Annotated in this window: 28 protein-coding genes; 21 read left to right on the plus strand and 7 right to left on the minus strand. The window is 66.1% G+C overall.

Going from position 1 to position 23,900, the window contains the following annotated elements; genetic code table 11:
* The first annotated feature begins 1,144 nt into the window (after positions 1-1,144).
* The 7 genes from DCO49_RS02575 to DCO49_RS02605 all read left to right on the plus strand — a co-directional run bounded on the left by DCO49_RS02575 (position 1,145) and on the right by DCO49_RS02605 (position 5,527).
* Positions 1,145-1,663 carry a DUF4189 domain-containing protein gene (locus tag DCO49_RS02575; protein WP_165835664.1) on the plus strand — a complete coding sequence of 173 codons (519 nt, stop codon included), beginning with the start codon at positions 1,145-1,147 and terminating at the stop codon, positions 1,661-1,663.
* Between the two features lie 16 nt (positions 1,664-1,679).
* Entirely contained in the window at positions 1,680-2,198 is a 519-nt protein-coding gene (locus DCO49_RS02580; protein WP_116862673.1) for a DUF4189 domain-containing protein, read from the plus strand.
* Between the two features lie 48 nt (positions 2,199-2,246).
* Positions 2,247-2,498 (plus strand): hypothetical protein, encoded by a 252-nt coding sequence (locus DCO49_RS02585; RefSeq protein WP_116862674.1) that lies wholly within the window; start codon positions 2,247-2,249, stop codon positions 2,496-2,498.
* Between the two features lie 46 nt (positions 2,499-2,544).
* Positions 2,545-3,069: a DUF4189 domain-containing protein gene (locus DCO49_RS02590; RefSeq protein WP_243402633.1), complete on the plus strand. Its 525-nt coding sequence runs from the start codon at positions 2,545-2,547 to the stop codon at positions 3,067-3,069.
* Between the two features lie 65 nt (positions 3,070-3,134).
* Entirely contained in the window at positions 3,135-3,662 is a 528-nt protein-coding gene (locus DCO49_RS02595; RefSeq protein WP_116862675.1) for a DUF4189 domain-containing protein, read from the plus strand.
* Positions 3,663-3,931: 269 nt separating this feature from the next.
* Entirely contained in the window at positions 3,932-4,468 is a 537-nt protein-coding gene (locus tag DCO49_RS02600; protein WP_116862676.1) for a hypothetical protein, read from the plus strand.
* A gap of 57 nt (positions 4,469-4,525) precedes the next feature.
* Entirely contained in the window at positions 4,526-5,527 is a 1,002-nt protein-coding gene (locus DCO49_RS02605; protein WP_116862677.1) for an XVIPCD domain-containing protein, read from the plus strand.
* A gap of 39 nt (positions 5,528-5,566) precedes the next feature.
* Here DCO49_RS02605 and DCO49_RS02610 read toward each other — a convergent pair whose 3' ends face one another.
* The gene (locus tag DCO49_RS02610) at positions 5,567-6,874 is read right to left on the minus strand and encodes an XVIPCD domain-containing protein (RefSeq protein WP_116862678.1); all 1,308 of its coding nucleotides are present in this window, start codon (positions 6,872-6,874) and stop codon (positions 5,567-5,569) included.
* On the minus strand, positions 6,871-7,458 hold the full coding sequence (locus tag DCO49_RS02615; RefSeq protein ID WP_243402634.1) for a hypothetical protein: 588 nt from the start codon (positions 7,456-7,458) through the stop codon (positions 6,871-6,873). The genes DCO49_RS02610 and DCO49_RS02615 overlap by 4 nt, the downstream gene beginning before the upstream one ends.
* 399 nt (positions 7,459-7,857) lie before the next feature.
* On the opposite strand from DCO49_RS02615, the gene DCO49_RS02620 reads away from it, so the two are divergent.
* On the plus strand, positions 7,858-8,370 hold the full coding sequence (locus tag DCO49_RS02620) for an N-acetyltransferase (protein ID WP_116862679.1): 513 nt from the start codon (positions 7,858-7,860) through the stop codon (positions 8,368-8,370).
* A gap of 38 nt (positions 8,371-8,408) precedes the next feature.
* Here the strand turns inward: DCO49_RS02620 and DCO49_RS02625 are convergent, their stop codons facing one another.
* Positions 8,409-8,846 carry an acetyltransferase gene (locus tag DCO49_RS02625; protein ID WP_116862680.1) on the minus strand — a complete coding sequence of 146 codons (438 nt, stop codon included), beginning with the start codon at positions 8,844-8,846 and terminating at the stop codon, positions 8,409-8,411.
* Between the two features lie 116 nt (positions 8,847-8,962).
* On the opposite strand from DCO49_RS02625, the gene tadA reads away from it, so the two are divergent.
* Both tadA and orn read left to right on the plus strand, forming a co-directional pair.
* Positions 8,963-9,487 carry a tRNA adenosine(34) deaminase TadA gene (gene tadA, locus DCO49_RS02630; RefSeq protein ID WP_116862681.1) on the plus strand — a complete coding sequence of 175 codons (525 nt, stop codon included), beginning with the start codon at positions 8,963-8,965 and terminating at the stop codon, positions 9,485-9,487.
* 75 nt (positions 9,488-9,562) lie between these two features.
* Positions 9,563-10,135, plus strand: a complete 573-nt coding sequence (orn, locus tag DCO49_RS02635; protein ID WP_116862682.1) for an oligoribonuclease — start codon at positions 9,563-9,565, stop codon at positions 10,133-10,135.
* Between the two features lie 54 nt (positions 10,136-10,189).
* Here the strand turns inward: orn and DCO49_RS02640 are convergent, their stop codons facing one another.
* Positions 10,190-10,747 carry a DUF4189 domain-containing protein gene (locus DCO49_RS02640; protein ID WP_116862683.1) on the minus strand — a complete coding sequence of 186 codons (558 nt, stop codon included), beginning with the start codon at positions 10,745-10,747 and terminating at the stop codon, positions 10,190-10,192.
* Positions 10,748-10,868: 121 nt separating this feature from the next.
* On the opposite strand from DCO49_RS02640, the gene DCO49_RS02645 reads away from it, so the two are divergent.
* Entirely contained in the window at positions 10,869-11,741 is an 873-nt protein-coding gene (locus DCO49_RS02645) for an EcsC family protein (RefSeq protein ID WP_116862684.1), read from the plus strand.
* A 160-nt stretch (positions 11,742-11,901) separates the two neighbouring features.
* Positions 11,902-13,017: an alkene reductase gene (locus tag DCO49_RS02650; protein ID WP_116862685.1), complete on the plus strand. Its 1,116-nt coding sequence runs from the start codon at positions 11,902-11,904 to the stop codon at positions 13,015-13,017.
* A gap of 103 nt (positions 13,018-13,120) precedes the next feature.
* Here the strand turns inward: DCO49_RS02650 and DCO49_RS02655 are convergent, their stop codons facing one another.
* Together DCO49_RS02655 and ppsA are read right to left on the minus strand one after the other, a co-directional pair.
* Complete coding sequence (locus tag DCO49_RS02655) at positions 13,121-14,017, minus strand: mechanosensitive ion channel domain-containing protein (RefSeq protein WP_116862686.1); 897 nt, start codon at positions 14,015-14,017, stop codon at positions 13,121-13,123.
* 131 nt (positions 14,018-14,148) lie between these two features.
* Complete coding sequence (ppsA, locus tag DCO49_RS02660; protein WP_116862687.1) at positions 14,149-16,527, minus strand: phosphoenolpyruvate synthase; 2,379 nt, start codon at positions 16,525-16,527, stop codon at positions 14,149-14,151.
* Between the two features lie 143 nt (positions 16,528-16,670).
* Here ppsA and DCO49_RS02665 point away from each other — a divergent pair, with 143 nt between their 5' ends.
* The 3 genes from DCO49_RS02665 to DCO49_RS02675 all read left to right on the plus strand — a co-directional run bounded on the left by DCO49_RS02665 (position 16,671) and on the right by DCO49_RS02675 (position 18,723).
* A complete protein-coding gene (locus tag DCO49_RS02665) occupies positions 16,671-17,492 on the plus strand; it encodes a pyruvate, water dikinase regulatory protein (protein WP_116862688.1) in 822 nt (273 codons plus the stop codon).
* 187 nt (positions 17,493-17,679) lie between these two features.
* On the plus strand, positions 17,680-18,192 hold the full coding sequence (locus DCO49_RS02670) for a DUF1249 domain-containing protein (RefSeq protein WP_108769174.1): 513 nt from the start codon (positions 17,680-17,682) through the stop codon (positions 18,190-18,192).
* Between the two features lie 42 nt (positions 18,193-18,234).
* Positions 18,235-18,723: an 8-oxo-dGTP diphosphatase gene (locus DCO49_RS02675; protein WP_116862689.1), complete on the plus strand. Its 489-nt coding sequence runs from the start codon at positions 18,235-18,237 to the stop codon at positions 18,721-18,723.
* Between the two features lie 156 nt (positions 18,724-18,879).
* Here the strand turns inward: DCO49_RS02675 and DCO49_RS02680 are convergent, their stop codons facing one another.
* Positions 18,880-19,530, minus strand: coding sequence for a class I SAM-dependent methyltransferase (locus DCO49_RS02680; protein ID WP_116862690.1), 651 nt, complete (start codon positions 19,528-19,530; stop codon positions 18,880-18,882).
* A 345-nt stretch (positions 19,531-19,875) separates the two neighbouring features.
* Here DCO49_RS02680 and DCO49_RS02685 point away from each other — a divergent pair, with 345 nt between their 5' ends.
* From DCO49_RS02685 to DCO49_RS02710, 6 genes are all read left to right on the plus strand, one after another.
* Complete coding sequence (locus DCO49_RS02685) at positions 19,876-20,490, plus strand: phosphatidylcholine/phosphatidylserine synthase (RefSeq protein ID WP_116862691.1); 615 nt, start codon at positions 19,876-19,878, stop codon at positions 20,488-20,490.
* A 22-nt stretch (positions 20,491-20,512) separates the two neighbouring features.
* On the plus strand, positions 20,513-21,598 hold the full coding sequence (gene phaE / locus DCO49_RS02690) for a class III poly(R)-hydroxyalkanoic acid synthase subunit PhaE (RefSeq protein WP_116862692.1): 1,086 nt from the start codon (positions 20,513-20,515) through the stop codon (positions 21,596-21,598).
* Between the two features lie 6 nt (positions 21,599-21,604).
* A complete protein-coding gene (gene phaC, locus DCO49_RS02695; RefSeq protein ID WP_116862693.1) occupies positions 21,605-22,672 on the plus strand; it encodes a class III poly(R)-hydroxyalkanoic acid synthase subunit PhaC in 1,068 nt (355 codons plus the stop codon).
* A 33-nt stretch (positions 22,673-22,705) separates the two neighbouring features.
* The gene (locus DCO49_RS02700; protein ID WP_116862703.1) at positions 22,706-23,074 is read left to right on the plus strand and encodes a YfeK family protein; all 369 of its coding nucleotides are present in this window, start codon (positions 22,706-22,708) and stop codon (positions 23,072-23,074) included.
* A 66-nt stretch (positions 23,075-23,140) separates the two neighbouring features.
* Complete coding sequence (locus tag DCO49_RS02705; protein WP_116862694.1) at positions 23,141-23,344, plus strand: PspC domain-containing protein; 204 nt, start codon at positions 23,141-23,143, stop codon at positions 23,342-23,344.
* Positions 23,341-23,793 (plus strand): hypothetical protein, encoded by a 453-nt coding sequence (locus tag DCO49_RS02710; protein WP_116862695.1) that lies wholly within the window; start codon positions 23,341-23,343, stop codon positions 23,791-23,793. Before DCO49_RS02705 ends, DCO49_RS02710 begins: the two co-directional genes overlap by 4 nt.
* Positions 23,794-23,900: the final 107 nt, after the last annotated feature.

The following is a 23,900-nucleotide window of genomic DNA, read 5'->3' on the forward strand; positions in this document are numbered from 1 at the left end:
AGACCGGAGGTAACGACTGCTAGGTGCTTCTGGCCTATCACAACCAATGTGCCGCGCTCTCCGGTCCGGATATCTCCCAATTGAAGGCGCGCGGCGGTGTCCTGAACGCTTCCAGAGCGGGTAGTCTTGAGAAGGCCAAGGAAGACTCGTTCAGGCGGTGCCAGGCCGAAGACGGTGGGCAAAGTTGCATGGTGGTGTATGCCGCATGCAGTGCTCCGCACTTTATCGAGGATTGAACGCTGCTTGATTGGTAGTTGAGGCGTGCTGTTTTTCAGCTGAGTTGGAGTTGCTCGGGAACGGCGGAGTAGTGAGGACAGCCGGTGCCGACCTTCTTTAGAAAGCCGAAGCGAACCAATGAGAGACTGCCAATCGGCAGAGGGCGGTCAGTCGTGCATCCTGGTGTATTCGGCCTGTGCGGTTCCCGAGTTCTTCGAGAATTGATTCGGATGGCCGGAAGGGTTGCCATTGCGTCGCTGAAACCAACGAGCTGACTGATGACTGCAAGCGATTTTCCAAAGTGTCTCTGCGTGGTGCTTGTCCTTCTGGCCGGCCTGAACATCCATTCGGCATTCGCGGAAGGGCACTGCCCTCCGGGCCAATACCCGAGTGGTGATCAAGGGGTAGGTGGCTGTGCTCCCATCCCCGGTGCCGGGCAGAGCGCACCGGAGGAAAATCCCGGGTATTGGGTCAAGACATGGGGAGCGGTTGCCAGCTCTCCTGGCGGCGACGCGGGCTCTGCAACGGGCCATCAAGCCAAGGCTGCCGCCGAGCGGCAGGCCGTTGAACGCTGTGGACTGGGCGGAGCTACGGACTGCGCTGTCGTTTTCACCTACTACAACCAGTGCTATGCAGTTGTCCGGGCCAATCGCCCTGATAACGGCATGAGGTTCAACACCGGCGCGACAAGGAACAGGCGCAAGAGCGTGCGATCAATGATTGCAGGGGCGTGGGAAGCCAGGAGTGTTCAGTTTTCCACTCTGATTGCACCAAGCCCTTCTTCCAGAAAGGGTGAGGGCGGCTCCAGCTGATGAAAGAACACGCCATACTGCGGTCACGTTGAAGGCCGGATTTCTTCAGCGCGTCCGCATCGTTCATTGTGCGACCGCTGGAAGCGATGTAAATGGTTTCAAGGAGGAACGACCAAGTGAGCAGAGTCAGCATGTTCCGGTTTGCGTGGATCCTGATTCCGTTGATGTGGGCATCAGGCATAGACCCCGCGTCTGCCGAAGGCCGCTGCCCTCCGGGCCAGTATCCGATTGGCGATCAGGGTGTGGGCGGATGTGCTCCGATCCCCGGCGCGGGTCAGAGTGCGCCTGAGGAAAATCCCGGTCACTGGGTGAAGACGTGGGGAGCCTTTGCAAGTTCTGCAAATGGAGACGCAGGCTCTGCGACGGGTCACCAGGCCAAAGCTTCTGCAGAACGTCAAGCGATCGAGCGCTGCGGTCATTGGGGCGCGACCGACTGCAAGGTGACCTACACTTATTACAACCAGTACTACGCGGCTGTCGGAGCGAAACGGCCTGATAACGGTGTGAAGTTCAATTCTGGCGCAACCAAGGCCCAGGCACAGGAACGAGCAATCCAGGACTGCCGGAATTCCGGAAGCCAGGAATGCGCGGTCGTTCATTCGGACTGCACCAAGCCCTTCTTCCAGGAAGGTTGAGAGGAGTGAAGCTGAAATGAGCATCTCCCGTTTTCTCCAGAGTCCGTGGCTCTTCTTCCTGCTCCTGTGCGTTGCAGGCATCGGTCCCGCCGCGGCAGAGGGGCGATGCCCTCCGGGCCAGTATCCGATTGGCGATCAGGGCGTAGGCGGTTGTGCCCCCATCCCGGGTGCAGGCCAGGGTGCGCCCGAAGAGAATCCCGGTCACTGGGTGAAGACATGGGGGGCTGTCGCGGGGTCGATGAACGGAGATGCGGGTGCGTCCACCGGCCACCAGGCCAGAGCATCGGCCGAGCGTCAAGCGGTCGAGCGATGCGGTCATTGGGGGGCCACGGACTGCAAGGTCTTGTACACCTATTACAACCAGTGCTACGCGTCGATCCGCAGTCGCCGGCCCGAGAACGGGACGATGTTCAACGCGGGTGCCAACAAAGAGCAGGCGCTCGAAAGAGCGACCCAGGATTGTCGGAAATCAGGAAGCCAGGAATGTACGTTTGTGCATTCGGACTGCACAAAACCGTTCTTCCAGGAGGGCTGACTCTTGCCTGGGGCGGCCAGCCGTTTGGATTGAGTTGGCATCGCGCTGATGGACATGTGGATCGGCAGGACCGAACAGGAATTCGTGCGCACATGGGGGACGCCGGATCGTGTCGACAATGGCCCCAATGGTTCTCGTACACTATTCCTGCATCGTGGCGAACGCGTCCAGGGCTTGAACGTGTATGGCCATGTCATCAGTGACGTGAACAACCGTTGCGACATCAGCATCATGATCGTGGATGGGTACGTCCGCGACTATGCGACCCAGGGCGCAACCTGCGGACAGCAATTGCGTTGATCATGGTTGCGGCCAATAACCACCGCTCATATGAAATGGAGAGCTCATGAAGCGACACCCGCCCTTGTTCGTCCTGTGTCTGTTGCTGATCGCTGGCGCGCTGCCCTTCAGTGCCCTGGCCGAAGGCAACTGCCCGCCAGGCATGTATCCGATAGGAGGGCAGGGCGTGCAGGGTTGTGGCCCCATCCCGGCTGGTGGTGGTGACCAAGGGGGGCTGAAGCCGAACGGCAAATGGATCAAAACATGGGGCGCAATCTCCTACTCGGAGAAAGTTGGGACAGTTGGGGCAGTCGTTGGAATGCTGACCAAATCTGACGCGGCCAAAGAGGCTCAAGATCGCTGCACCTCCCAAGGGGCCAGTGATTGCAGGGTGCTGATGACGTATAAAAACCAATGTGCCGCTTACGCCTATGGCAAGGGGAGTGGCATGGATGGAGTGGTTTCCACGACGAGGGCCCGGTCCAAGGATGAGGCTGCTTCGGCCGCGCTGAAGCACTGTGCTGCTGATGGCGGTCAGGCATGCAAGGTCGTCTACACGGACTGCTCCGAGCCGCTTCTGCAGAAGTTCTAGTGTGGAGCTAGGTGGCGTGCCTGGAGGGCCAGTTTGACCAAAGCTTTCTTACACGAGGAGCAACAATGAAGGGAATCCAAAGAACGCTGTTTCTGTGCCTGCTGCTGATCGCCGGCGTGCTGTCGTTCACGGCCTTTGCTGAAGGCAACTGCCCTCAGGGCATGTATCCGATCGGTGGGCAGGGCGTGCAGGGCTGTGCCCCCATCCCCGTCAACGCCAGCGGATCGCAGTACGACAACCGGCCCAACTGGGTGCAGACCGTCGCCGGTGTGGCGATGGATGCCCGCGGCGATACGTTCATCAGCAACTCGATGCGATCGCGGGGCAAGGCCAAGCGCGCGGCCATCAAGGAGTGCAAGGAGTTCGGCAAGGGCGAGTGCACGCTGGTGACGCTGTTCCAGGCGCAGTGCGTGGCCGTCGCCCACGCGGGACTCGACAATGGAACGACCAGCGTCGTCGCAGCGATGTCAGAGCAGGGCGCGGTCATCGTTGCCCTGCAGCAGTGCGCAGGCAAGGCGGGCTGGAAGAAGGTGCCGCAGGATCAGTGTCGGATCGCCAAGACCGCTTGCACAGACGATCTCTACATCAAGTAGGCCTGCGTTCACGATGGGAGCGCTCTTTTTGTGATCAACAGCGCTTTTCATATCGCACACCCTTCGACGCATCGAACCTGCTCGCGGTAAGCTCGCTGTGCGTCAGAAAAATGACGCGCCAGTACTGCCGACTGCAGGAGCTTTCCCGTCCATGAGGACTGTGCCCGCCCGCCCGACGGGTGACGCTTGCCAGCTTCCCCGATGCGCCACGCCCGGCGCTATGATCCGCGGTGGCGGTCGACGTGGCGTTCTCGAAGGAGTGGGTGGGGATGGAGAAGGGAAGTGGCGCGCACATGGACGATGCCCTGGCATTTGTCCCCTCCGGTGCGAACCTGCTGGAAGCCGTGCGCGGCGAGCGCAACGGCGAGGGTGTCCAATACCAGTTGCTGGTGATCGACCAGCCGTTGCCGGAAGGGCTGTCGCCCGGCCAGCATGGCCCCAATCGGGTGCTGCTGTTGCTGCGCGGTGATGGTGGTGGCCGCTGGCAGCTGGCCGCGCGCAACGACACGCTGGTGCCGTGCTCGACCCGCGGTGGCCTGGCGGGGGATCCTTTTGCGTATGCAATGGTAGAGGAAGACACGTTCAGCGTGATCACCAGCGGTGGCAGCCGCCAACGCTGGAGCAGCACCTACACCTTCCGCTTTGCCCCGGCGGAGAGTGCGTGCTGGGTCGATGCGGTGCGCCGCAAGGTCGTGGACATCGAGACCGAAGCGACCGACATCCGCGAATTCTCGGCAAAGGAACTGGGGCGCGTGCGGTTCGAGGACTTCGACCCGGCCACGGTCGCCGAGGTGTCGCTGCCATGAACCAGGCTCCAACCGGCGGAATGGAATCCGCGCTGATGACGATCCAGGAGTTGCACCGTGTCGACGGATAGAGAGTCGCAACTGCTGCGGCAGGCGACGGATGCCGGCATTGATTCCCCCCGCGAGCTGGCCAACTTCATGGCGCAGGCGGGGCACGAGTCGCGTGGCCTGAGCCGCCTCAACGAGAGCTTCAACTACACCCGGGCGACCTCGCAGATTCCGGTCGAAGCGGCGTGGCGCAACGGCAACGACGCGCTGGAATCGGCGCGCCAGGAAGCACTGCGCGGGCGTCCGAATGACCTGGCCGAGCTGATGTATGGCGGTCGCCTGGGCAACGATGCTCCGGGCGATGCCTTGAAGTACCACGGGCGCGGCTACCTGCCGCTGACCGGCAAGGACAACTACGAGCGCGCGGGGCAGGCACTCGATCTGGATCTGGTGAACCAGCCGGAACTGGCCGCTCAGCCCGAACACGCCGCCCGCATCGCCGTGTGGCAATGGCAGACCCGTGTGCCGGAGCATGCGCGTGAGAACGTGCGTGAGGCGACGTATGCCATCAACGGTGCGATGAACGGCGTCGAGGATCGGCTGCGCCGCTTCGATGCGTGGCAGCAGAAGCTGACTCCGGACGTGATGCAGCGGCTGGCGCATGGCGACGTGGGCGAGCAGGCATCATTGGGCCAGGCGCCCGGTCAGCCTGGTGCTGCCGGTAACCGGCTGTTCGATGACGCGCGCACGCAGCTGCAGCAGCTGGGACCACGCAGTGGCCTGCAGTCGGACCGGGAACTGGACAATGCCGCCGGTGCGCTGGCTGTGAGCGCGCAGAAGGCCGGCCTGCAGCAGATCGATCACGTGGTGGCCGGCAACGATGGCCGCATGCTGTTTGCGGTACAGGGCACGATGGGCGACCCGGCGATGCTGCGTGCCTCGGTCGATCGCGCGCAGGCCGCGCAGCAGCCGTTGGAACAGAGCAGCCAGCAGCTGGCTGCCGCGCAGGACCGCGAGCAGGAACAAGCAGTCAGCCGTGAACAGGAGCAGCAGCGCTCCCGTTCGATGTGAGGCCGGCTTGGCCGCCCTATGTCGGCCGGGCAGACGTGCTCAGGCGTGCAGCGGGCGCGCGTGCTGCTGCGACTGCTCCAGCGCTACGTCCTGTGCCTGGCGCTGCTGAGCGGCCAGCTGCTCCACGCGCTGGCTGCTCTGCTCCAGCGGCGTGTTCATCCCCGCAGCGGTATCGACTGACACGCGCAGGTGACCCGGGTCACCGCCCTGGCCCTGCACCGCGAAGCTGCGCGACGCATCATTGCTCATCACCACCTCGTCGACGCGCTGGCCGCCGGCCGCGTGCATTTCTGCCGCCAACGAGCCAGCCAGGCGTTCGCTGCCGGCATCCGGTGTGCGGCCCACGCGCGCGTCCTGCGCGTGCACGCCGCGCAGTGCATCGGTGTACAGCGGGTTGCCGACATGGTCGGGGTGGGCCAGGCTGGCGCGACCTTCCTTTGCCGCGTCGCGCGCTTCGGGTTCGCCGGCCTGCAGCGGCCCGCGCGCAGTGTCGTACAGGTCGTAGAGGTTGCCGGTGATGCCACGCGCGCCGATGGTGATACCGCGGCGTATGCGGATGACATCGTCGCGGTACTCATTGATCATGTTCGCGTTCTGCCGCGCAAGCTTCTGGCTTTCCGGCTTGTTCAATACCGAATCGTTGCCGAGGAAGTTGTCCAGCTGGTGCGAGCTCAGCGAGGACGCCGCCGCGCCTACCGCGCTGTCGGGGATGAGCATGCGGAAGCGGCTGTTGCTGAAGCCCCAGTTGCCCAGCGTGTCGATCTCCTTTTCGGTGGCGTACATGCGCACCTGGCCGAAATGCTGGGAGGCTGAGCTCACCGGGTCGGCGGCCATGACGTGGTTGATCAGGTTGTCGCCGCCTTCGGGAACGCGGTACGTCAGGCTGACCGCGCCATAGGCGTTGAAGGTCTCGCCCTTGAGGTTGAAGTGGTGCGCGGAGACCTGCGCCAGGGTGCCGCCCAGCGAGTGGCCGGTGACGGTCACCTCCGGCGTGTGGCCGAGATCGCGGCCTTGCTTGTTGGCGTACTCGAGTGCGCGACGGGTCAGCTCCAGCGCGTCGTCGGCCTGCAGATTGCGGCGCATCACCACCATGCCGGCATCGGTGAGCAGGCCATCGCGCACGATCTGGTCGGTGCCGCGGTGCGCCACCACGATCTCGTCGGTGTCCACGTGCTGGTAGATCGTGCCCTGGTAACCGGTGAGGCGGTTGTTGACGTGCTCCAGCACGCGGTATTGGTGGCCATTGAGCGGGACCGGTTGCTCCTGGCCGGGCGCGTGGCGGCCCACCCGTTCGTCGCGGTAGGCATCCCTGGAGAGCGCAGCGTAGTCCTGGCTGGCAAGGGTCACGGGCGCACCTCGTTGGCGGTCAACGAGGCGGAGAACAGCTGGTCGCGCAGCTCGGCGCGGAAGCGGCTGGGATCCTGCTGGCCGGTAGCGCCGTAGTCGGGTAGTTCGGCCACGCGGGGATAATCGCCACGCGGGTAGTGCCGGGTTTCGGTCTGACCCTGCACGAACGGCTCGGCGCCGAGGAAGGACAGGAAGCGTGTCTCACCGTTGGCGCCGGTTGCTTTGAGCATCGCCCCGGCGCCGCTGAACACCCAGTTGCAGACGCCGCGACCGTAGTAGTCCTCGTCGAGCATGCGGTCCAGGTAGACGGTGCCGCGGTATTCGTCATCGGCCACCTTGCGCAGGGTCACCGGTTCTTGGCTGGTGATGCGCGCAGCCACGCCGGTTTCCGGTTCGATGTAGCCGCACTGTTCCTCGTTGCTGACGTCGTACTGGGCAACGCCTTCGACGAAGGCGAAACCGCCCGGTGCGTTCTGCAGCTTCAGCACCAGTTCGTAGGCCCGGCTGGGCGACGGGTTGAGCTTGGCCAGGCCACGCCCTCCCTGGGCGACATCGGCGGCGGCGGGGTCGAGTTCCTGGGTCATGGCGATCTCCGTTCGGCAGGCAACCAGCATCAGCAGCAGTGTGCCCGGCAGCAGCAGGGTGCTGCGCCATCGGGCGCTGGAAGCGGTGGGTGGAAAGCAGGGATGACAGGTCACAAGGCGACCTGTCGAAGGACGTTCCTGGTCATGGCCGGTGCGACGGGAAAACACGATAGGTTTCCGTTCCTTGGCAGCAGGACGTCTCGATTATGGGACGGCTTCTTGACGATATTCCACCGTTTCTCCGGTGAATGTGCCGGGATATTGGCATTTTCCGTCGATGGATCAGCCGAATCGTGATGGGGTTGGTCAATTCACATTGGTGACTCAGGCCGCTGTGTGCCGCACGCGCGCATTGCAGGCATGCTTGTCACCACCCCTCACTCCGCGTTCGAACGTGCCATGACCTACGCCATCCGTGCTGAAACGCCGGCCGACATCGCGGCCATCCATGCGGTGACGGCGGCAGCCTTCAAGGACGCAGCGCACAGCAGCCACACCGAGCAGTACATCGTCGATGCACTGCGCGAGCGCGGCGAACTGGTGGTCTCGCAGGTGGCGGTGCGGGACGGGCAGGTGATCGGTCACGTGGCGGTGTCGCCGGTGGCGGTCAGCGATGGCAGCGCGGGATGGTTCGGCCTGGGGCCGATTTCAGTGGACCCGCTGCATCAGGGGCAGGGTGTCGGCGCTGCGCTGATGCAGGCTGCGCTGGATGCATTGCAGGCCATCGGTGCGCGTGGTTGCGTGCTGCTGGGCGAGCCGGCCTATTACGGTCGCTTTGGCTTCCGCTGCGTGCCGGGTCTGGTGCTGCCCGGCGTGCCAGCGGAGTACTTCCAGGCGCTGCTGCTGCAGGCGCCGATGCCGCGCGGCGAGGTCAGTTACTCGCCCGCATTCGAGGCCGGCCCGCCCGGCTAGCGCGCGGGCGGGGCAGGGCGTGCCGCTGCCAGTGTGCGTCAGCCGCCGTGGCGCAGATGGATGAGCGGATAGGGGCGGCCCTGCGAATCCACCTCTGAACGCCCGGTTTCGACAAAGCCCATGCGCAGGTAGAAGCCCAGCGCCTGCGCGTTCTGTGCGTTGACGTCGGTGGTCAGCGTGCTGTGCTGGGCCAGTGCGCGCTCGACCAGTTGCCGGCCGATGCCCTGGCCATGCACCTCCGGGTCGATGAACAGTGCTTCCATATGGCTGCCATCAAGCAGCATGAAGCCCTGCGGGCCATCCTCGACGTCGACGGCCAGCAGCAGCGGCGCCTGTGGCAGGAAGCCGACCACTTCGGCATCGATGGCGCGGCGATCCTCAGCGCTGAGGAAATCGTGGGTGGCATCCACGGCGCGGCGCCATAGATCGACAACAGCATCGCCGTCGGAGGCGCGCGAGGGACGGAGTGTGTTCATGGACGTGCTCAAGGTGCTGCGGAACGCCAGTCTAGCGGTGCAGGCCCCTGCGGGTCGGCGTTGGCCGAAGCGCGCTACACTGCCGCCGCGTGAACTGCCTGACGCCGAGAACCCTCATGACCGACACCCTGGGCGTGCCTGTGCACGACGCCGACGAACACTGGATGCGCCACGCGCTGGCCTTGGCCGAACGCGCGCAGCACGAGTTCGACGAGATTCCGGTGGGCGCGGTGCTGGTGGGCGCCGATGGCCAGCTGCTGGGCGAGGGCTGGAACCTCAACATCGCCTCGCACGATCCCAGCGCGCATGCCGAGATCGTGGCGATGCGCGAGGGGGGGAAGGCGCTGGCCAACCACCGGCTGATCGGCAGCACCCTGTACGTGACGCTGGAGCCGTGTGCGATGTGCGCCATGGCCATCGTGCACGCGCGGGTGGCACGGCTGGTCTACGGTGCCAGCGACCCCAAGACCGGCGCCTGCGGCAGCGTGTTCAACCTCTTGGGCGATGACCGCCACAACCACCGGGTGGAGATCCACGGCGGCGTGCTGGCCAAGGAGGCCAGCCTGCGCCTGACCAATTACTTCCGGGCCAAGCGTGGCAAGCCGCCGCTGCTGCTGGAAGACCATGCCGGCGAGGCCTGAGCAGCGAAAGGGTATGATGGGCGCCTCTTTCCTTTTCCGGTGGGCGTCCTGCCTGCCCAGCAACGAGGCGACACGATGGTGGAGAACGGCGCGGCCAACGAGCGACTGATCTGGATCGACCTGGAAATGACCGGGTTGGATACCGACAACGATTCGATCATCGAGATCGCCACCGTGGTCACCGATGCCCAGCTGAACGTGCTGGCCGAAGGCCCGGAATTCGCCATCCACCATTCGCTGGAAACGCTGGAAGCGATGGACGAGTGGAACCGCAACCAGCACCGTCGTTCCGGTCTGTGGCAGCGCGTGCTGGACAGCACCACCACCCTGGCCCAGGCCGAAGCGCAGACCGTGAACTTCCTGGCGGAGTGGATTCCGGCCGGCGTTTCGCCGATGAGCGGCAACTCGATCTGCCAGGACCGCCGCTTCCTGCACCGGCAGATGCCGCGCCTGGAAAAGTACTTCCACTACCGCAACCTGGACGTGTCCACGGTGAAGGAACTGGCCAAGCGCTGGGCGCCGACGGTGGCTGCCGGCCTGGCCAAGAACAGCAACCACACCGCGCTGAGCGACGTGCACGACTCGATTGCCGAGCTGCGCCACTACCGCCAGTTCATGGGCGCGCTGTCGGGCCTGCCGACCGCCTGATCGGCAGTGCCGGCCGCTGGCCGGCACCGCTGCGCCGAAGCGAAGCGCTTTGCCTCAGGGATACCAGTTCGGCCCGTAGGTTGGCGCACCGTCGTGCACGTCGAACGGTCGCGCGCACTCGAACTGAATGTTCCGGCAGCCATTGGGGCATGAGCGTTGCGCGACTTCCTGGGGCAGCTCCATTACATCGGTACCCAGCACGACTTCAAGCTGGCTGGTGTCCCTGTGGACCATCGCATAGGCGCACTGCTCGTTTGTCACCCTGGCGACGATCTCGCATTTCTGTCCGCTGCGCTTGTTGCAGGCTTTCAGTGCCTGCCTGTCGGATGCTCTTTCCTTGTGCTGGCGAACGCTCCAGCCCATCACCAGGCCATCTGGCGAGCGCGCATAGCTGATCCAGCGCGGAACCATCTTCACTGACTGGATGTAGGGGGGCGGCGCGTTGCTGCCGCCGCTGTCACCGGCGCCCGGGATCGGGGCGCACCCCAGGACACCATTGGCGCTGCCGATGGGGTACTGCCCCGGCGGGCAGCGGCCTTCGGCCTTGGCGTGTTGTGAAATGCCCAGCCCAGCCAGGAAGAGGGTACAGAGCAGCAGCAATCGTACGTGCATGGCGCGTCCTTGTGATGATTCATCCAGGCCGCTCGGCAGATGGGGCGGCTTTGGCGACCATAGCCCCGCGCCCACGCGACCACCACCAGACGTTCAACTGGCCGGCGCTATGATCGGCCCCATGAACGAGCCCATCCTGCTGCCCCGCGATATCGCCCACGATGCCCAGGACTGGGCCGACCTGCAGCGGGCGGTCGTCCTGCTGGAAGCGCCGACGATCACCGCGCGCATGGCCAATCTGGTCGGTACGCCGCTGGAGTTCGCGGTGAAGGCCCTGCCCAAGTCCATTTCCGGGCGCATCCATGGTGCGGTCGAGGCGGCACTGTCGAAATCCGCGCAGGCCGCGCTGTGGAGCATGGGCAATACGCCGGGCAAATCGGCCTCGACCCGCTGGCACAAGCTGGCGGCGGCCACGTCCGGTGCGGTGGGCGGTGCGTTCGGCTTCGCCGCGCTGTTCATCGAGCTGCCGGTGTCGACCACCATCATGATGCGCGCCGTGGCCGACGTAGCCCGCAGCGAGGGCTTCGACCTGGCCCACTTCAGCACCCGCCAGGCCTGTCTGGAGGTGTTCGCGCTGGGTGGCAACTCGCCGCGCGACGATGCTAGCGAAACTGGCTACTACCTGGCCCGTGGCTTCACCACCGATGTGATGCGCCACCTGTCGGCCGAGCTGGCCGGGCGCGTGGTGACCGGCCGCGACCTGACTCTGGGCGTGGCACCAAAGGAGGCCGGCAAGCTGCTGGCCAAGCTGGTGGAGAAAGTGGCCGCGCGCTTCGGCGTGGTGGTAACCGAGAAGTTCGCCGCGCAGGCGGTGCCGATCGTGGGTGCTGCGGCTGGCGCCACCCTCAATACGATGTTCACCGACTACTACCAGGACATGGCACGCGGTCATTTCATCGTGCGCCGGCTGGAGCTGAAGTACGGCGAGGATGTGGTGCGCACCTGCTATGACCGGGTGGCTCATGGTGCGTTGAAGATCGAGCCGACGCTGTAACCGGGGTCTGCAAACGGGGTCAGAGCCCTTTCCTGCGGAAAGGGATCCGCCTCGCCTCCACCCTTGCCTCCACGGCACAACTGTTTTGCCCATCCGCGCCTGTTGCGGGCCACGCCTCATCCTCATTCTTGCGGGCAGTCCCCCCGCAAGAGAATGCGCCATGTTGTTCACCCCCCACACTCTGGGCCCGCTGTTGCTGCCCAACCGCATCGTGATGCCGCCGATGACCCGTTCGCGGGCAGCCGCCGGCAACGTCGCCACCGCACAGATGGCGGAGTACTACGCGCAGCGCGCCGGTGCCGGCCTGATCGTCAGCGAAGGCACCCAGATCAGCCCGCAGGGGCAGGGCTATGCCTGGACCCCGGGCATCCACAGCGAGGAACAGGTGCAGGGCTGGCGGCAAGTGACCGATGCGGTGCATGCTGCTGGTGGCCGCATCTACGCGCAGCTGTGGCACGTCGGCCGCGTCTCCCATGTCGCCCTGCAGCCCGATGGCGCGGCGCCGGTCTCGTCCTCGGCGCTGCTGGCCGAGGGGGTGAAGGTGTTCGTCGACCCGACCGGCGCCGGCCCCGAGGCGGGCGTGGGCGAGATGATCCCGCACTCGATGCCGCGTGCGCTGGCCGAGAGCGAGATTCCGGGCATCATCGCCGACTGCGCGCAGGCCACCCGCAATGCGCTGGCCGCAGGCTTTGATGGTGTGGAGCTGCACGGCGCCAATGGCTACCTGATCAACCAGTTCATCGATTCGCAGGCCAACCAGCGCACCGACGGCTACGGTGGCGCACTGCAGAACCGCCTGCGCTTCCTGCGCGAGGTGGTGCAGGCGGTGGTGGCCGTGGCCGGGGGCGAGCGCGTCGGCGTGCGCCTGGCGCCGCTGACCACGCTGCAGGGCGCGGTGGATGATACGCCGCAGGCGACCTACCTGGCCGCCGCGCACCTGCTGGGCGAGCTGGGCGTGGGCTACCTGCACATCGCCGAGGCCGACTGGGAGGATGCGCCGCTGATGCCGGTGGCGTTCAAGCAGGCACTGCGCATGGTCTACCCGGGTACGCTGATCTACGCCGGCAAGTACACCGCCGAGCGTGCCGAGCGGGCGCTGGCCGGGGGCTGGGCGGACCTGATCGGTTTCGGTCGGCCGTTCATCGCCAATCCCGACCTGCCGGAGCGGCTGCGGGTGGGCGCGGAATTGAATGCGCCGGATCGCGCGACGTATTTCGGTGGCGGCGCCGCCGGGCTCATCGATTACCCGGCGTTGGAAGAGGCCGCGGAGGCCTGACGCCGATCGGTGGTGGATGCCGATCGCGCCGGGCCATGCCCGGTGAGCGCACCGCGCGGCATCAACGAACTCCGCCGGGCATGGCCCGGCGCTACCTCGACAATCAGGGCTTGTCGCGTACCAGCGCATCGGCCTCGACCACGCCGCCGTCCTTGCCATGCAGGTACAGGTGCATGTCCTGCTGCGGGTAGGGAATGTTGATGCCGGCGTTGTCGTAGCCCAGCTTGATCTGTTCCATCAGGGTGACCTTGGTGCCGAACTGGTCGGCCGACTTCGTGAAGCAGCGGATGCCCAGCTTGATCGCGTGGTCGCCCAGTTCGTACACCACCACGTCCGGCTCGGGCGAGGGCAGCACGCGGCTGTCGGCCTTCATCAAGGCGATGGCGGTTTCGCGTGCCAGCTGGATGTTGTCTTCGTAGCCGATGCCGATCACCAGTTCGACGCGGCGGGTCGGCTCCGCGGTGAGGTTGATGATCGGCGCGGCGGTGATCAGCGTGTTGGGGATGGTGGTGTGCTGGTTGTCGGCGCCGGTGATGACGGTCTGGAAGATGCGCACTTCGCGCACGGTGCCGGTCTGCCCGGCCACGGTCACCACATCGCCTACGCGGAATGGACGCAGGGTCACCAGCATCACCCCGGAGGCGATGTTGGACAGCGAGTCCTTCAGGGCCAGGCCGACGGCCAGGCCGGCGGTGCCGAGCACGGCCAGCAGCGGGGTGATCTGCACGCCCAGCGTGCCGATGGCCAGCACTACCACGATCACCAGCGAGGCGGCATAGACCACGTTGCGCAGGAAGCTGCCCAGCATCGGGTCCATGCCCATGCGCGAGGTCGCGCGCGGCAGCGCATTGGACAGGCGTCGTGCCACCCACATGCCGACCAGCAGCACGACGATGGCCGCCAGCAACGGTACGCCGTAGGTTTCCAGCAGGCGTTCCCAGTCGAGCGAATGGAACCAGGACGTGGCGGCGGGGACGGGCGGGACGGCAGCGGCGGTCATGCGGGCTCCTTTGCAGCGATGGTCATGGCGTGTGCGGACGCCAGAAACAGGCACGCCCCGCAGAGGCGGGGCGTGCATGCAGCTGCAGTATGGGCGGACGCCAATGAAAGCGACGTCAGCCCATCAACGGATTAACCGTTGGCCTTGTGCTTGGCCAGGCGCAGCCAGGTGTCGACCACGGTGTCCGGATTCAGCGACAGCGACTCGATGCCTTCCTGCATCAGCCACTCGGCCAGATCCGGGTGATCGGACGGGCCCTGGCCGCAGATGCCGACGTACTTGCCCTTGGCGCGCGCGGCCTTGATGGCCATCGACAGCAGCTTCTTCACCGCCGGGTTACGTTCGTCGAACAGGTGCGCGACGATGGACGAATCGCGATCCAGGCCCAGGGTCAGCTGGGTCAGGTCGTTGGAGCCGATCGAGAAGCCGTCGAAGATTTCCAGGAACTCATCGGCGAGCAGTGCGTTGGACGGCACTTCGCACATCATGATGATCTTCAGGCCGTTCTCGCCCTGCTTCAGGCCATTCTGGGCCAGCACCTCAACGACCTTGCGACCTTCTTCCAGTGTGCGCACGAACGGGATCATGACCCACAGGTTGTCCAGGCCCATCTCATTGCGCACGCGCAGCACGGCCTTGCACTCCAGCGCGAAGGCGGCCGAGAAGCTCGGGTCGACGTAACGGCTGGCGCCGCGGAAGCCGATCATCGGGTTCTCTTCGTGCGGCTCGTAGCCGCTGCCGCCGATCAGGTTCGCGTACTCGTTGGACTTGAAGTCCGACAGGCGCACGATCACCGGATTCGGTGCGACCGAGGCAGTCAGGGTGGCGATGCCTTCGGCCAGACGGTCCACGTAGAAGCCGACCGGATCGGAATAACCGGCGATCTTCTCGTCGATCTTCTTCTTGGTCGCCGCATCCTGGCGGTCGTATTCCAGCAGCGCATTGGGGTGGATGCCGATGTGGCTGGCGATGATCATTTCCAGGCGGGCCAGGCCGATGCCGGCGTTCGGCAGCTGCCCGAAGTCGAAGGCACGTTCCGGGTTGGCCACGTTCATCATGATCTTCAACGGTGCCGGCGGCATGTTGCCCAGATCGGTGGTGGTGCGCTCGAAATCGAGCTTGCCTTCGTAGATGAAGCCGGTATCGCCTTCAGCGCAGCTGACGGTGACCTGCTGGCCATCTTCGATCACCTTGGTGGCGTTGCCCGAACCGACCACGGCCGGCACGCCCAGCTCGCGCGCGATGATCGCGGCGTGGCAGGTGCGGCCACCACGGTTGGTGACGATGGCCGAAGCGCGTTTCATCACCGGCTCCCAATCGGGGTCGGTCATGTCGGCGATCAGCACGTCGCCCGGCTGCACGCGGTTCATGTCTTCCAGCGTCTTGACCACGCGGGCGGTGCCCGAGCCGATCTTGGCGCCGACGGCGCGCCCTTCGGCCAGCACGTTGCCGCCCTTTTCAGTCAGCGCGAAGCGCTCGATCTGGGTGGCGTGACTGCGCGACTTCACCGTTTCCGGGCGTGCCTGCACGATGAACAGCTTGCCGCTGACACCGTCCTTGGCCCACTCGATGTCCATCGGGCGGCCGTAGTGCTTTTCGATGACCAGCGCCTGCTTGGACAGTTCCTGCACGTCCTCGTCGCTGATGGAGAAGGTGCTGCGCAGTTCGACCGGGGTGTCCTCGATCCTGACGCGCTCGCCGGGGACATCCGAATACACCATGCGGATCGCCTTGCTGCCGAGCGAGCGGCGCAGGATCGCCGGCTTGCCGGCCTGCAGGGTGGGCTTGTAGACGTAGTACTCGTCCGGGTTGACCGCGCCCTGCACGACCATTTCGCCCAGACCGAACGACGAGGTGACGAACACCACGTCACGGAAGCCGGACTCGGTATCCAGGGTGAACAGCACGCCGGAGGAACCGACGCCCGAACGCACCATCAGCTGCACGCCGGCGGACAGGAACACGTCCTCGTGCTTGAAGCCGTGGTGCACGCGGTAGGCGATGGCGCGGTCGTTGTACAGCGAGGCGAACACTTCCTTGACCTTGTGCACGACATCGTCGGCACCGGTGACGTTCAGGAAGGTTTCCTGCTGGCCGGCGAAGGACGCATCGGGCAGATCTTCGGCGGTGGCCGAGGAGCGCACTGCAACGGCCACTTCGCCGCCGCCGTTCTCGTCGCACAGCTGCTGGTAGGCGCTGCGGATGTCCTGGTCCAGCTGCGGCTGCAGCGGGGCGTCGATCACCCAGGTGCGGATTTCCTTGCCGGCGACGGTCAGCGCGTTGACGTCTTCGACGTCGAGCGTGGCCAGCTTGTCGAAGATGCGCTTGGACAGGTCGTTGTGGGCAATGAAGTCCTTGAAGGCTTCAGCGGTCGTGGCGTAACCGCCGGGGACGGAGACCCCCAGACCGGCAAGGTTGCCGATCATTTCGCCCAGCGACGAATTCTTGCCGCCTACGCGGGCCAGATCGCCCAGACGCAGTTCGTGCAACCACAGGATGTTCTCGTTCAAGCGCGATGCTCCGTTTGGCCATCGCCCGAGGCGGGCTGAATGGCCGCGTCCGTAGGAAGAAGCCGATATGATGCAGGTCGCAGTACCGTCGGCACAAGCTTGTGCTGCAACCATTTTCAGCTTCAGAGGGGTGAAAACCGCGTATGTCGACCATCCGTCCGGTGTTCTACGTTTCCGATGGAACCGGTATCACCGCTGAAACCATTGGGCATAGCCTGCTCACGCAGTTCACCGGGTTCAGCTTCATCACTGATCGAATGTCGTTCATCGACGACCCCGAAAAAGCCCGGGAAGCGTGTGTCCGGATCCAGGCAGCGGGGGAGCGGTACCAGGTCCGGCCCATCGTGGTGAACTCCTGCGTCGACCAGAGCCTGAGCCTGATCCTGGCCGAAAGCGGGGCCCTGATGCTGGACGTGTTCGCCCCGTTCATCGAGCCGCTGGAGCGTGAACTGGCCAGCCCGCGCCTGGCCCGGGTCGGCCAGGCCCACGGCATGGTGGACTTCGAGACCTACCATCGCCGCATCAACGCGATGAACTTCGCCCTGACCCACGATGACGGCATCGCGGTGAATTACGACGATGCAGACGTGATCCTGGTGGCGGTGTCGCGCGCCGGCAAGACGCCCACCTGCATCTACCTGGCCCTGCATTACGGGGTGCGCGCGGCCAATTACCCGTTGACCGACGAGGATCTGGAGAGCGACCGCCTGCCGCCGCGGTTGAGAAACTATCGTCGGAAACTATTTGGCCTGACCATCGATCCGGACCGGCTGCAGCAGATCCGCCAGGAGCGCCGCCCGAACTCGCGTTACGCCAACCTGGAAACCTGCAAGCGCGAGGTGGCTGCGGCCGAGGCGATGTTCCAGATGGAACGGATCCCGACGCTGAGCACCACCCACACCTCGATCGAGGAGATTTCCAGCAAGGTGCTGGGCACGTTGGGGCTGCAGCGCGAGATGTATTGACTGCCCCCCCCTGTAGAGCCGAGCCCACGCTCGGCTGATCTTCGGCCAGACTCCGGCGGCCCAGCCGAGCGTGGGCTCGGCTCTACAGGCATGAGCGCTGTCGGCGGGTTGGCGGCGTTTGAACGCCCCCCCTTTGGCCGGGGCCATACAGCCCCCACGTTGTATGGCCAACGTGTAGGATCGACCCATGGCCCACGCCTCGCCCCGCACCGAACGCATTCCCCGGCTGAGCCGGCTCAGCTGGCTGATGGGCCTGTATGCCGAGAATTACCGGCATCTGGTGCGCCTGTTCGCCCCGGCCGAACTGACCGCTGGCAGCTACGTCTCCTCGGTCGGCGACGGCTTGGACGTGCGCCTGGACGTCATCGAGTGCCACCGCTATACGGTGGAGCTGCGCCTGACCTACGACCTGGCCGACCCGGTGACCGGCGAGCCGGACCCCTCGGCCTATGTGCGCCTGTACCGTGACGCCCGCCAGGCCGAGACGACCCACTGCTACGTGGGCCGCCGCTGGCAGGACACGATGGGCCTGTACCCGCCGCCGGCCGAGCTGATCAGCCACCGCATGCGGATGAACACCTTCCTCGGCAAGTGGCTGGAATACCTGGCCGAGCGCGGCCACGGCGTGGCCACCCTGCGCCGTGACCCGGAAGGCAGCGTCGCGCTGCCGGCCGAGCGCCGCCTGTCGCTGGTGCGCTGATCGGCCATAATCCGGGGCTGACCTGCCGCTGGATGCACACCCATGCCGTATACCCCAATCGTCGCCACCCTGGGCTATGTGCTCTCGCCCGATCGTCGCCAGGTGCTGATGATCCACCGCAACACCCGCCCCGGTGACCTCCACCTGGGCAAGTACAACGGCCTGGGCGGCAAGGTTGAACCGACCGAGGACGTGGCCGCCGGCATGCGCCGCGAGATCGCCGAGGAAGCGGGCATCGACTGCACGGCCATGCGCCTGCGCGGCACCATCAGCTGGCCGGGCTTCGGCAAGCATGGCGAGGACTGGTTCGGCTTCGTGTTCGTCATCGATAGCTTCGAGGGCAGTCCGCACGGCGGCAACTACGAAGGCACCCTGGAGTGGGTGGACCTGGACAAGCTGGACACGCTGCCGATGTGGGAAGGCGACCGTAATTTCCTGCCACTGGTGTTCGACGCCGACCCGCGCCCGTTCCACGGGGTGATGCCGTACCGGGACGGGCGCATGCAGAGCTGGGCGTTCAGCCGCCTCTGAGGTGATTGGGGCGCCGCTGCGCTCGCCGGGCATGGCCCGGCGCTACCGATGCAGCTGTCTCCGGGTAGCGCTGGGCAATGCCCGGCGGATTTTCGGCCCGCCTCCTCCAGGTAGCGCCGGGCCATGCCTGGCGGATTGTCGGCGCGGCGGGGTGGCTCAGCGCCGGTGCGCCAGCAGCAGGTGGAAATGCTTGTCGCGCGACTGCCCGTCGTTGCCGGTGGCTGTCTCCCGGTGGCTGCGCCAGGCCGAGACGTTGAAGCCGGACACCCGCAGCGCCAGCTCCACGGCATCGAGCTCATGCAGCTGGAAATCGGCAGCGAACGGCAGGCTGCGCATGAAGCCGGCATCGCCGAAGGCCAGGCACAGGCGGCCGCCGCGGCAGAGCACGCGCGCCAGTTCGCCCAGCACCGGGGCCAGGTTCGGCCAGAAATACAGCGTGTTGACCGCCAGTGCGGCGTCCACCGAGGCGTCGGCCACCGGCAGCGCGTGGGCATCGCCGTGGCGCAGGGCGGCGCGATCGGCCAGGCCGGCACCTGCCAGATGATGGTTGCCGGCATCGACCATCGCCGTGGACAACTCGATGCCCAGGTAGCGGCTGCCGTCCGCCTGCAGCAGCAGGGGCGCGTAGGCCGCATTGCCCGGGCCGATCTCCAGTACCTGTTCGCCCGGCGCCACCGCCAGCAGGGTGATGGCGGCGCGGTTGAGCTCGCCATTGCTGCGGTTCATCGATTCGCCCACGGCCAGTGCGGCTTCGCCGTGGGGGTGCCGCAACTGCGCGGCCAGGGTGCGTGCGTCCAGCATCGACAACGTCCATGAAGAAGGAATCGGACGTGGCGTCGGCGGGTCCGCCGGTGACCATAGCGCCGGGTCAGTGGATTGGGAAGTAGGAAAACCCCGCGTCGAGGTGATGAGCAAATGGCCAGCGTCGCAGCCCTTGAGACCAGGTTGTCCACAGGGGGTGTGGATTACGCGTGGGCAACTTTGTGGATAAGCCGCGACAGGCTCCACCCCCCTAGGCTGTCAAGATGGGTGGCGAAAAAATCACCGCCGGTGATGAGGGGTGACGTACGGGTGAAGGCCGGCTGATGCCAACGCTGTCACCGGCGGCGGCGCTCGCGGTACCCTGTCTGCCTTGATGCCCCGTGAGACCCCATGAAACGTCATTTCTCGATGCTGCGTGAGTTCCAACTGGCGGACTGGTTCACCCTGGCCAACGCCTTCTGCGGCACCGGGGCGGTGTTTGCCGCCATGCGCTTCCTGCAGGACGGCGAGCGTGGCTACCTGATGTTCGGCATGGCGCTGATCCCGCTGGCCTTCATCTTCGATGCCCTCGACGGCCGCATCGCGCGCTGGCGCAAGTCCAGCTCCACTCTGGGCCGCGAGCTTGATTCGCTGTCGGATGTGATCTCCTTCGGCGTGGCCCCGGCGGCGCTGGCCTATGCCTGCGGCATGCAGGGCGGCTGGGACTGGCTGGTGCTGAGCTACTTCGTCTGCTGCGGCGTCAGCCGCCTGGCCCGCTACAACGTCACCGCCGAGGCGATGTCCGGCGACGAGGGCAAGGTCAAGTACTTCGAGGGCACGCCCATCCCGACCAGCCTGGCGCTGGTGATCGTGTTGGCCATTGCTGCCGGCACCGATGCCATCGGCCACGACCTCTGGTTCGGCCAGTGGCAGCTCGGCCCGTGGCAGCTGCACCCGATGGTGCTGCTGTTCGCGCTGTCCGGCTCGCTGATGATCAGCAAGACCCTGCACATTCCCAAGCCATGACCCAGCCCAGCGGAGGCCCGCGATGACCAGCTCGGCCCACGACGCCGGCAGCAGCGATTTCGAGAACCTGTCCCGCCAGTACTTCGGCGCCTGGGGCGATGCCCTGCGCCATGCCGCTACGGCGGGGGCACCGGCCGGCGATGACCCGGGCAGCTGGCAGCGCCTGTTCGACTGGTGGGCCCAGCTGCTGCCCGAACAGGGACAGGGCGCGCCGGAAGATGCGCTGCGCCGCTTCCGCGAGCAGGCCGGGAGCTGGTACGGCACCATGCAGGAAGTGGCCGCACGATTCGCCGGCCGCGATGCCAGCAGTGCCGACGTGGCCCAGGCCTGGCGCGAAGCCGTGCAGGGGCAGGGCGACGGCATGCTGCAGTGGATGCTGCAGGGTGCACGCGGCAGCACCCAGGCCGGTGCCGCGCTGCCCGAGTTCGCCGCGTGGCTGCAGCAGTGGCAGGTGCAGGCCGGCCCCTGGCTGCAGAGCCCGGCCTTCGGCCCCGGCCGTGAGCACCAGGCGCGCTGGCAGACCCTGCTGCGCGCGCAGGAGGAATACCAGCAGCATTCGCGCGCCTACGTGGACCAGATCAAGCAGGCGCTGGAAGAGGCCTTCGATCTGTTCGAAAAGCGCCTGGCCGAGCACGAACAACCGGGCAGTCAGTTGACCAGTGCGCGGGCGATGTTCGACCTGTGGATCGAGGTGGCCGAAGAGGCCTACGCCAAGGTCGCCCTGTCCGAGGCGTTCCAGCAGGTCTACGCCTCGCTCGGCAACGCGCAGATGCGCCTGCGTGCCGGCCTGCAGCGCGAGGTCGAGCAGGTGAGCGAGCGCATCGGCCTGCCCACGCGCAGCGAGATGGATGCCGCCCACCGACGCATCGCCGAGCTGGAGCGCAGCCTGCGCCGCCTGCAGGCGCAGGTGGCCGTGCTGGTCGGGACCGCCGAGGTCGACCCGGTGGCACAGCCCGCGCCGGCCAGGGTGAAGCCGGCCGCACGCAAGCCCGCGAATAAGGCCGCGCCGGCGAAGAAATCCGCTGCGCCCAAGCCGCCTGCCAAGAAGGCGGCAACAGAGAAGACGCCGGCGAAGCCCGCCTCACGCCGCACCACCGCGCGGAAATAACGACCGATGAAAGGACCGCTGGGCTTCAACGCCGATGACCTGATGCAGGAAACCCTGGCCATGCAGCGCAAGCTGATGGAAGGGCTGAAGCTGCTGCCGCAGGTAGAGGACGTGGACTATGGCGCCACTGCGCGCGAGGAAGTCTGGCGCGACGGCAAGGTGGTGCTGTACCGCTTCGTGGGCGAGCAGGCGCCGACCCGCAGGCCGCCGCTGCTGATCGTCTACGCGCTGGTGAACCGGCCGTACATGGTCGACCTGCAGGCCGACCGTTCGCTGGTGCAGAAGCTGCTGGCGCTGGGCCAGGACGTGTACGTGCTGGACTGGGGCTACCCGGACCGCTCCGAGCGCTTCCAGACGCTGGAGGACTACCTGCTGCGCTACATCGATGGCGCGGTGGATGCGCTGCGCGCGCGCAGCGGTGGCCCGGTGGACATGCTGGGCATCTGCCAGGGCGGCGTGTTCGCGCTGTGCTATGCCGCGCTGCGCCGGCAGAAGCTGGGCAGCCTGATCACCATGGTCACCCCGGTCGATTTCCACACTGCCGACAACATGCTCTCGCACTGGGCGCGGCAGGTGGACGTGGACCTGCTGGTGGACACGCTGGGCAACATCCCGGCCGACCTGATGAATGCCAGCTACCTGATGCTCAAGCCGTTCCGCTTGAACGTGCAGAAGTACGTAGGCCTGCTCGACATCCTCGACGACAAGGCGGCGCTGGAGGATTTCCTGCGCATGGAGAAGTGGATCTTCGATTCGCCAGACCTAGCGGGCGAGGCGTTCCGTGACTTCATCAAGCAGTTCTACCAGGGCAACGGGCTGGTGAACGGCACGGTGCGGATCGGCGAGGAAGCGGTGGATCTGTCGCAGGTGACGCTGCCGGTGCTGAACATCTACGCCGAGCAGGACCACCTGGTGCCGCCGGATGCCTCGCGCGCGATGCGCGGGCGCCTGGGTACCGACGACTACACCGAATCCAGTTTCCGCGGCGGGCATATCGGCATCTACGTGTCCGGCCGCGCGCAGCGCGAAGTGCCGGCGACGATCGATGGCTGGCTGAAGGCCCGCGACCTGTAGGGTCGAGCCATGCTCGACTGCTTTGGGGAAATGATGACGTACCGTATTCCGCTGATCCTCGCCGCACTGCTGTCAGCGCCACTCGCCCACGCCGCGCCCGGCGCGCAGGCGCAGCGCGAGATCGCGCAGCTGATCGGCAGCCTCGATGGCGCGCAGTGCAGGTTCCAGCGCAATGGCAGCTGGCACGACGCGGCCGAGGCGCGTGCGCACCTGCAGCGCAAGTACGACTACCTGCTGAAAAAGAACAAGGTGGACAGCGCCGAGCAGTTCATCGAGCGCGCCGCCAGCCAGAGCAGCATGAGCGGCAAGGCCTATCGCATCCGGTGCCCGGGACAGGCTGAACAGACCGCCGCCGCCTGGTTCGGCGCCCGCCTGCAGGCCCTGCGTCAACGCACGCCGTAGACATACCCGCGGTGTAGAGTCGGGCCACGCTCGACTGCTCTTTCTGGTTCCCGAGGAGGTGCCACCATGAAGACCACGCCACGCACGCTGTCGCGTTCGTTGAACGATCGGATGATCGCCGGCGTGATGGGCGGCATTGCCCATCGCTTCGGCTGGAACCCCACCCTGGTACGGATCCTGTTCGTGCTGGTTTCGATCGGTTCGGCCGCTTTCCCCGGCATCCTGGTCTACCTGATCCTGTGGCTGCTGATCCCGAACGAGGCCGATTGAACGCCGCCTCGCGGCCCTGGCCGGTCTGGCTGCGCGCGCTGCAGGTGCTGGGCGCGGCCTGGACCCTGCCAAATACGCTGATCGGCGTGATCGGCGGGCTGGCCGGCCTGCTGGGCGGGGCGAAGCTGCGCTGGAGCGGCCGCGATTGTGCGCTCATCTTCGACCACTGGCCGTGGGGGCCGGGCGGGGCGATCACCCTGGGCAACGTGATCCTGCATACCGGCCACGACTTGGGCATATCCTGCCGGACCTACGCGCACCAGGCGGGGTGGGGCGTGGAGCCGCTGATCCGGCTGGATGACCATGAGCGGGCGCACGTGTACCAGTACCTGGTGCTGGGGCCGCTGTACCTGCCGGTGTACCTGCTGTGCGGGGGCGTGAGTGCGCGTAATCCGTTCGAGCGGGCGGCGGATCACTACGCCCGGTTCGGGCATGGCTGGTGGCCGTAGTTTCCAGCCAACGGCGCAGCCCCTCGTGGCTGGGGCCGGTAGAGTCGACTGTCAGTCGACTGGCATTGCGAGTTGGGCCGGCGGGGTGGGTTCGATCCCGCGAACCC

Source organism: Stenotrophomonas sp. SPM, assembly GCF_003105135.1.
Classification (GTDB): domain Bacteria; phylum Pseudomonadota; class Gammaproteobacteria; order Xanthomonadales; family Xanthomonadaceae; genus Stenotrophomonas.

What these genes read in the sequence shown, in the direction of transcription:
- DCO49_RS02580 (WP_116862673.1), top strand. Translation starts at nt 1,680, where the DNA reads ATGAGCATCTCCCGTTTTCTCCAGAGTCCGTGGCTCTTCTTCCTGCTC.
- DCO49_RS02585 (WP_116862674.1), top strand. Translation starts at nt 2,247, where the DNA reads ATGGACATGTGGATCGGCAGGACCGAACAGGAATTCGTGCGCACATGG.
- DCO49_RS02590 (WP_243402633.1), top strand. Translation starts at nt 2,545, where the DNA reads ATGAAGCGACACCCGCCCTTGTTCGTCCTGTGTCTGTTGCTGATCGCT.
- DCO49_RS02595 (WP_116862675.1), top strand. Translation starts at nt 3,135, where the DNA reads ATGAAGGGAATCCAAAGAACGCTGTTTCTGTGCCTGCTGCTGATCGCC.
- DCO49_RS02600 (WP_116862676.1), top strand. Translation starts at nt 3,932, where the DNA reads ATGGAGAAGGGAAGTGGCGCGCACATGGACGATGCCCTGGCATTTGTC.
- DCO49_RS02615 (WP_243402634.1), bottom strand. Translation starts at nt 7,458, where the DNA reads ATGACCCAGGAACTCGACCCCGCCGCCGCCGATGTCGCCCAGGGAGGG.
- DCO49_RS02620 (WP_116862679.1), top strand. Translation starts at nt 7,858, where the DNA reads ATGACCTACGCCATCCGTGCTGAAACGCCGGCCGACATCGCGGCCATC.
- DCO49_RS02625 (WP_116862680.1), bottom strand. Translation starts at nt 8,846, where the DNA reads ATGAACACACTCCGTCCCTCGCGCGCCTCCGACGGCGATGCTGTTGTC.
- tadA (WP_116862681.1), top strand. Translation starts at nt 8,963, where the DNA reads ATGACCGACACCCTGGGCGTGCCTGTGCACGACGCCGACGAACACTGG.
- orn (WP_116862682.1), top strand. Translation starts at nt 9,563, where the DNA reads ATGGTGGAGAACGGCGCGGCCAACGAGCGACTGATCTGGATCGACCTG.
- DCO49_RS02640 (WP_116862683.1), bottom strand. Translation starts at nt 10,747, where the DNA reads ATGCACGTACGATTGCTGCTGCTCTGTACCCTCTTCCTGGCTGGGCTG.
- DCO49_RS02645 (WP_116862684.1), top strand. Translation starts at nt 10,869, where the DNA reads ATGAACGAGCCCATCCTGCTGCCCCGCGATATCGCCCACGATGCCCAG.
- DCO49_RS02650 (WP_116862685.1), top strand. Translation starts at nt 11,902, where the DNA reads ATGTTGTTCACCCCCCACACTCTGGGCCCGCTGTTGCTGCCCAACCGC.
- DCO49_RS02655 (WP_116862686.1), bottom strand. Translation starts at nt 14,017, where the DNA reads ATGACCGCCGCTGCCGTCCCGCCCGTCCCCGCCGCCACGTCCTGGTTC.
- DCO49_RS02665 (WP_116862688.1), top strand. Translation starts at nt 16,671, where the DNA reads ATGTCGACCATCCGTCCGGTGTTCTACGTTTCCGATGGAACCGGTATC.
- DCO49_RS02670 (WP_108769174.1), top strand. Translation starts at nt 17,680, where the DNA reads ATGGCCCACGCCTCGCCCCGCACCGAACGCATTCCCCGGCTGAGCCGG.
- DCO49_RS02675 (WP_116862689.1), top strand. Translation starts at nt 18,235, where the DNA reads ATGCCGTATACCCCAATCGTCGCCACCCTGGGCTATGTGCTCTCGCCC.
- DCO49_RS02685 (WP_116862691.1), top strand. Translation starts at nt 19,876, where the DNA reads ATGAAACGTCATTTCTCGATGCTGCGTGAGTTCCAACTGGCGGACTGG.
- phaE (WP_116862692.1), top strand. Translation starts at nt 20,513, where the DNA reads ATGACCAGCTCGGCCCACGACGCCGGCAGCAGCGATTTCGAGAACCTG.
- phaC (WP_116862693.1), top strand. Translation starts at nt 21,605, where the DNA reads ATGAAAGGACCGCTGGGCTTCAACGCCGATGACCTGATGCAGGAAACC.
- DCO49_RS02700 (WP_116862703.1), top strand. Translation starts at nt 22,706, where the DNA reads ATGACGTACCGTATTCCGCTGATCCTCGCCGCACTGCTGTCAGCGCCA.
- DCO49_RS02705 (WP_116862694.1), top strand. Translation starts at nt 23,141, where the DNA reads ATGAAGACCACGCCACGCACGCTGTCGCGTTCGTTGAACGATCGGATG.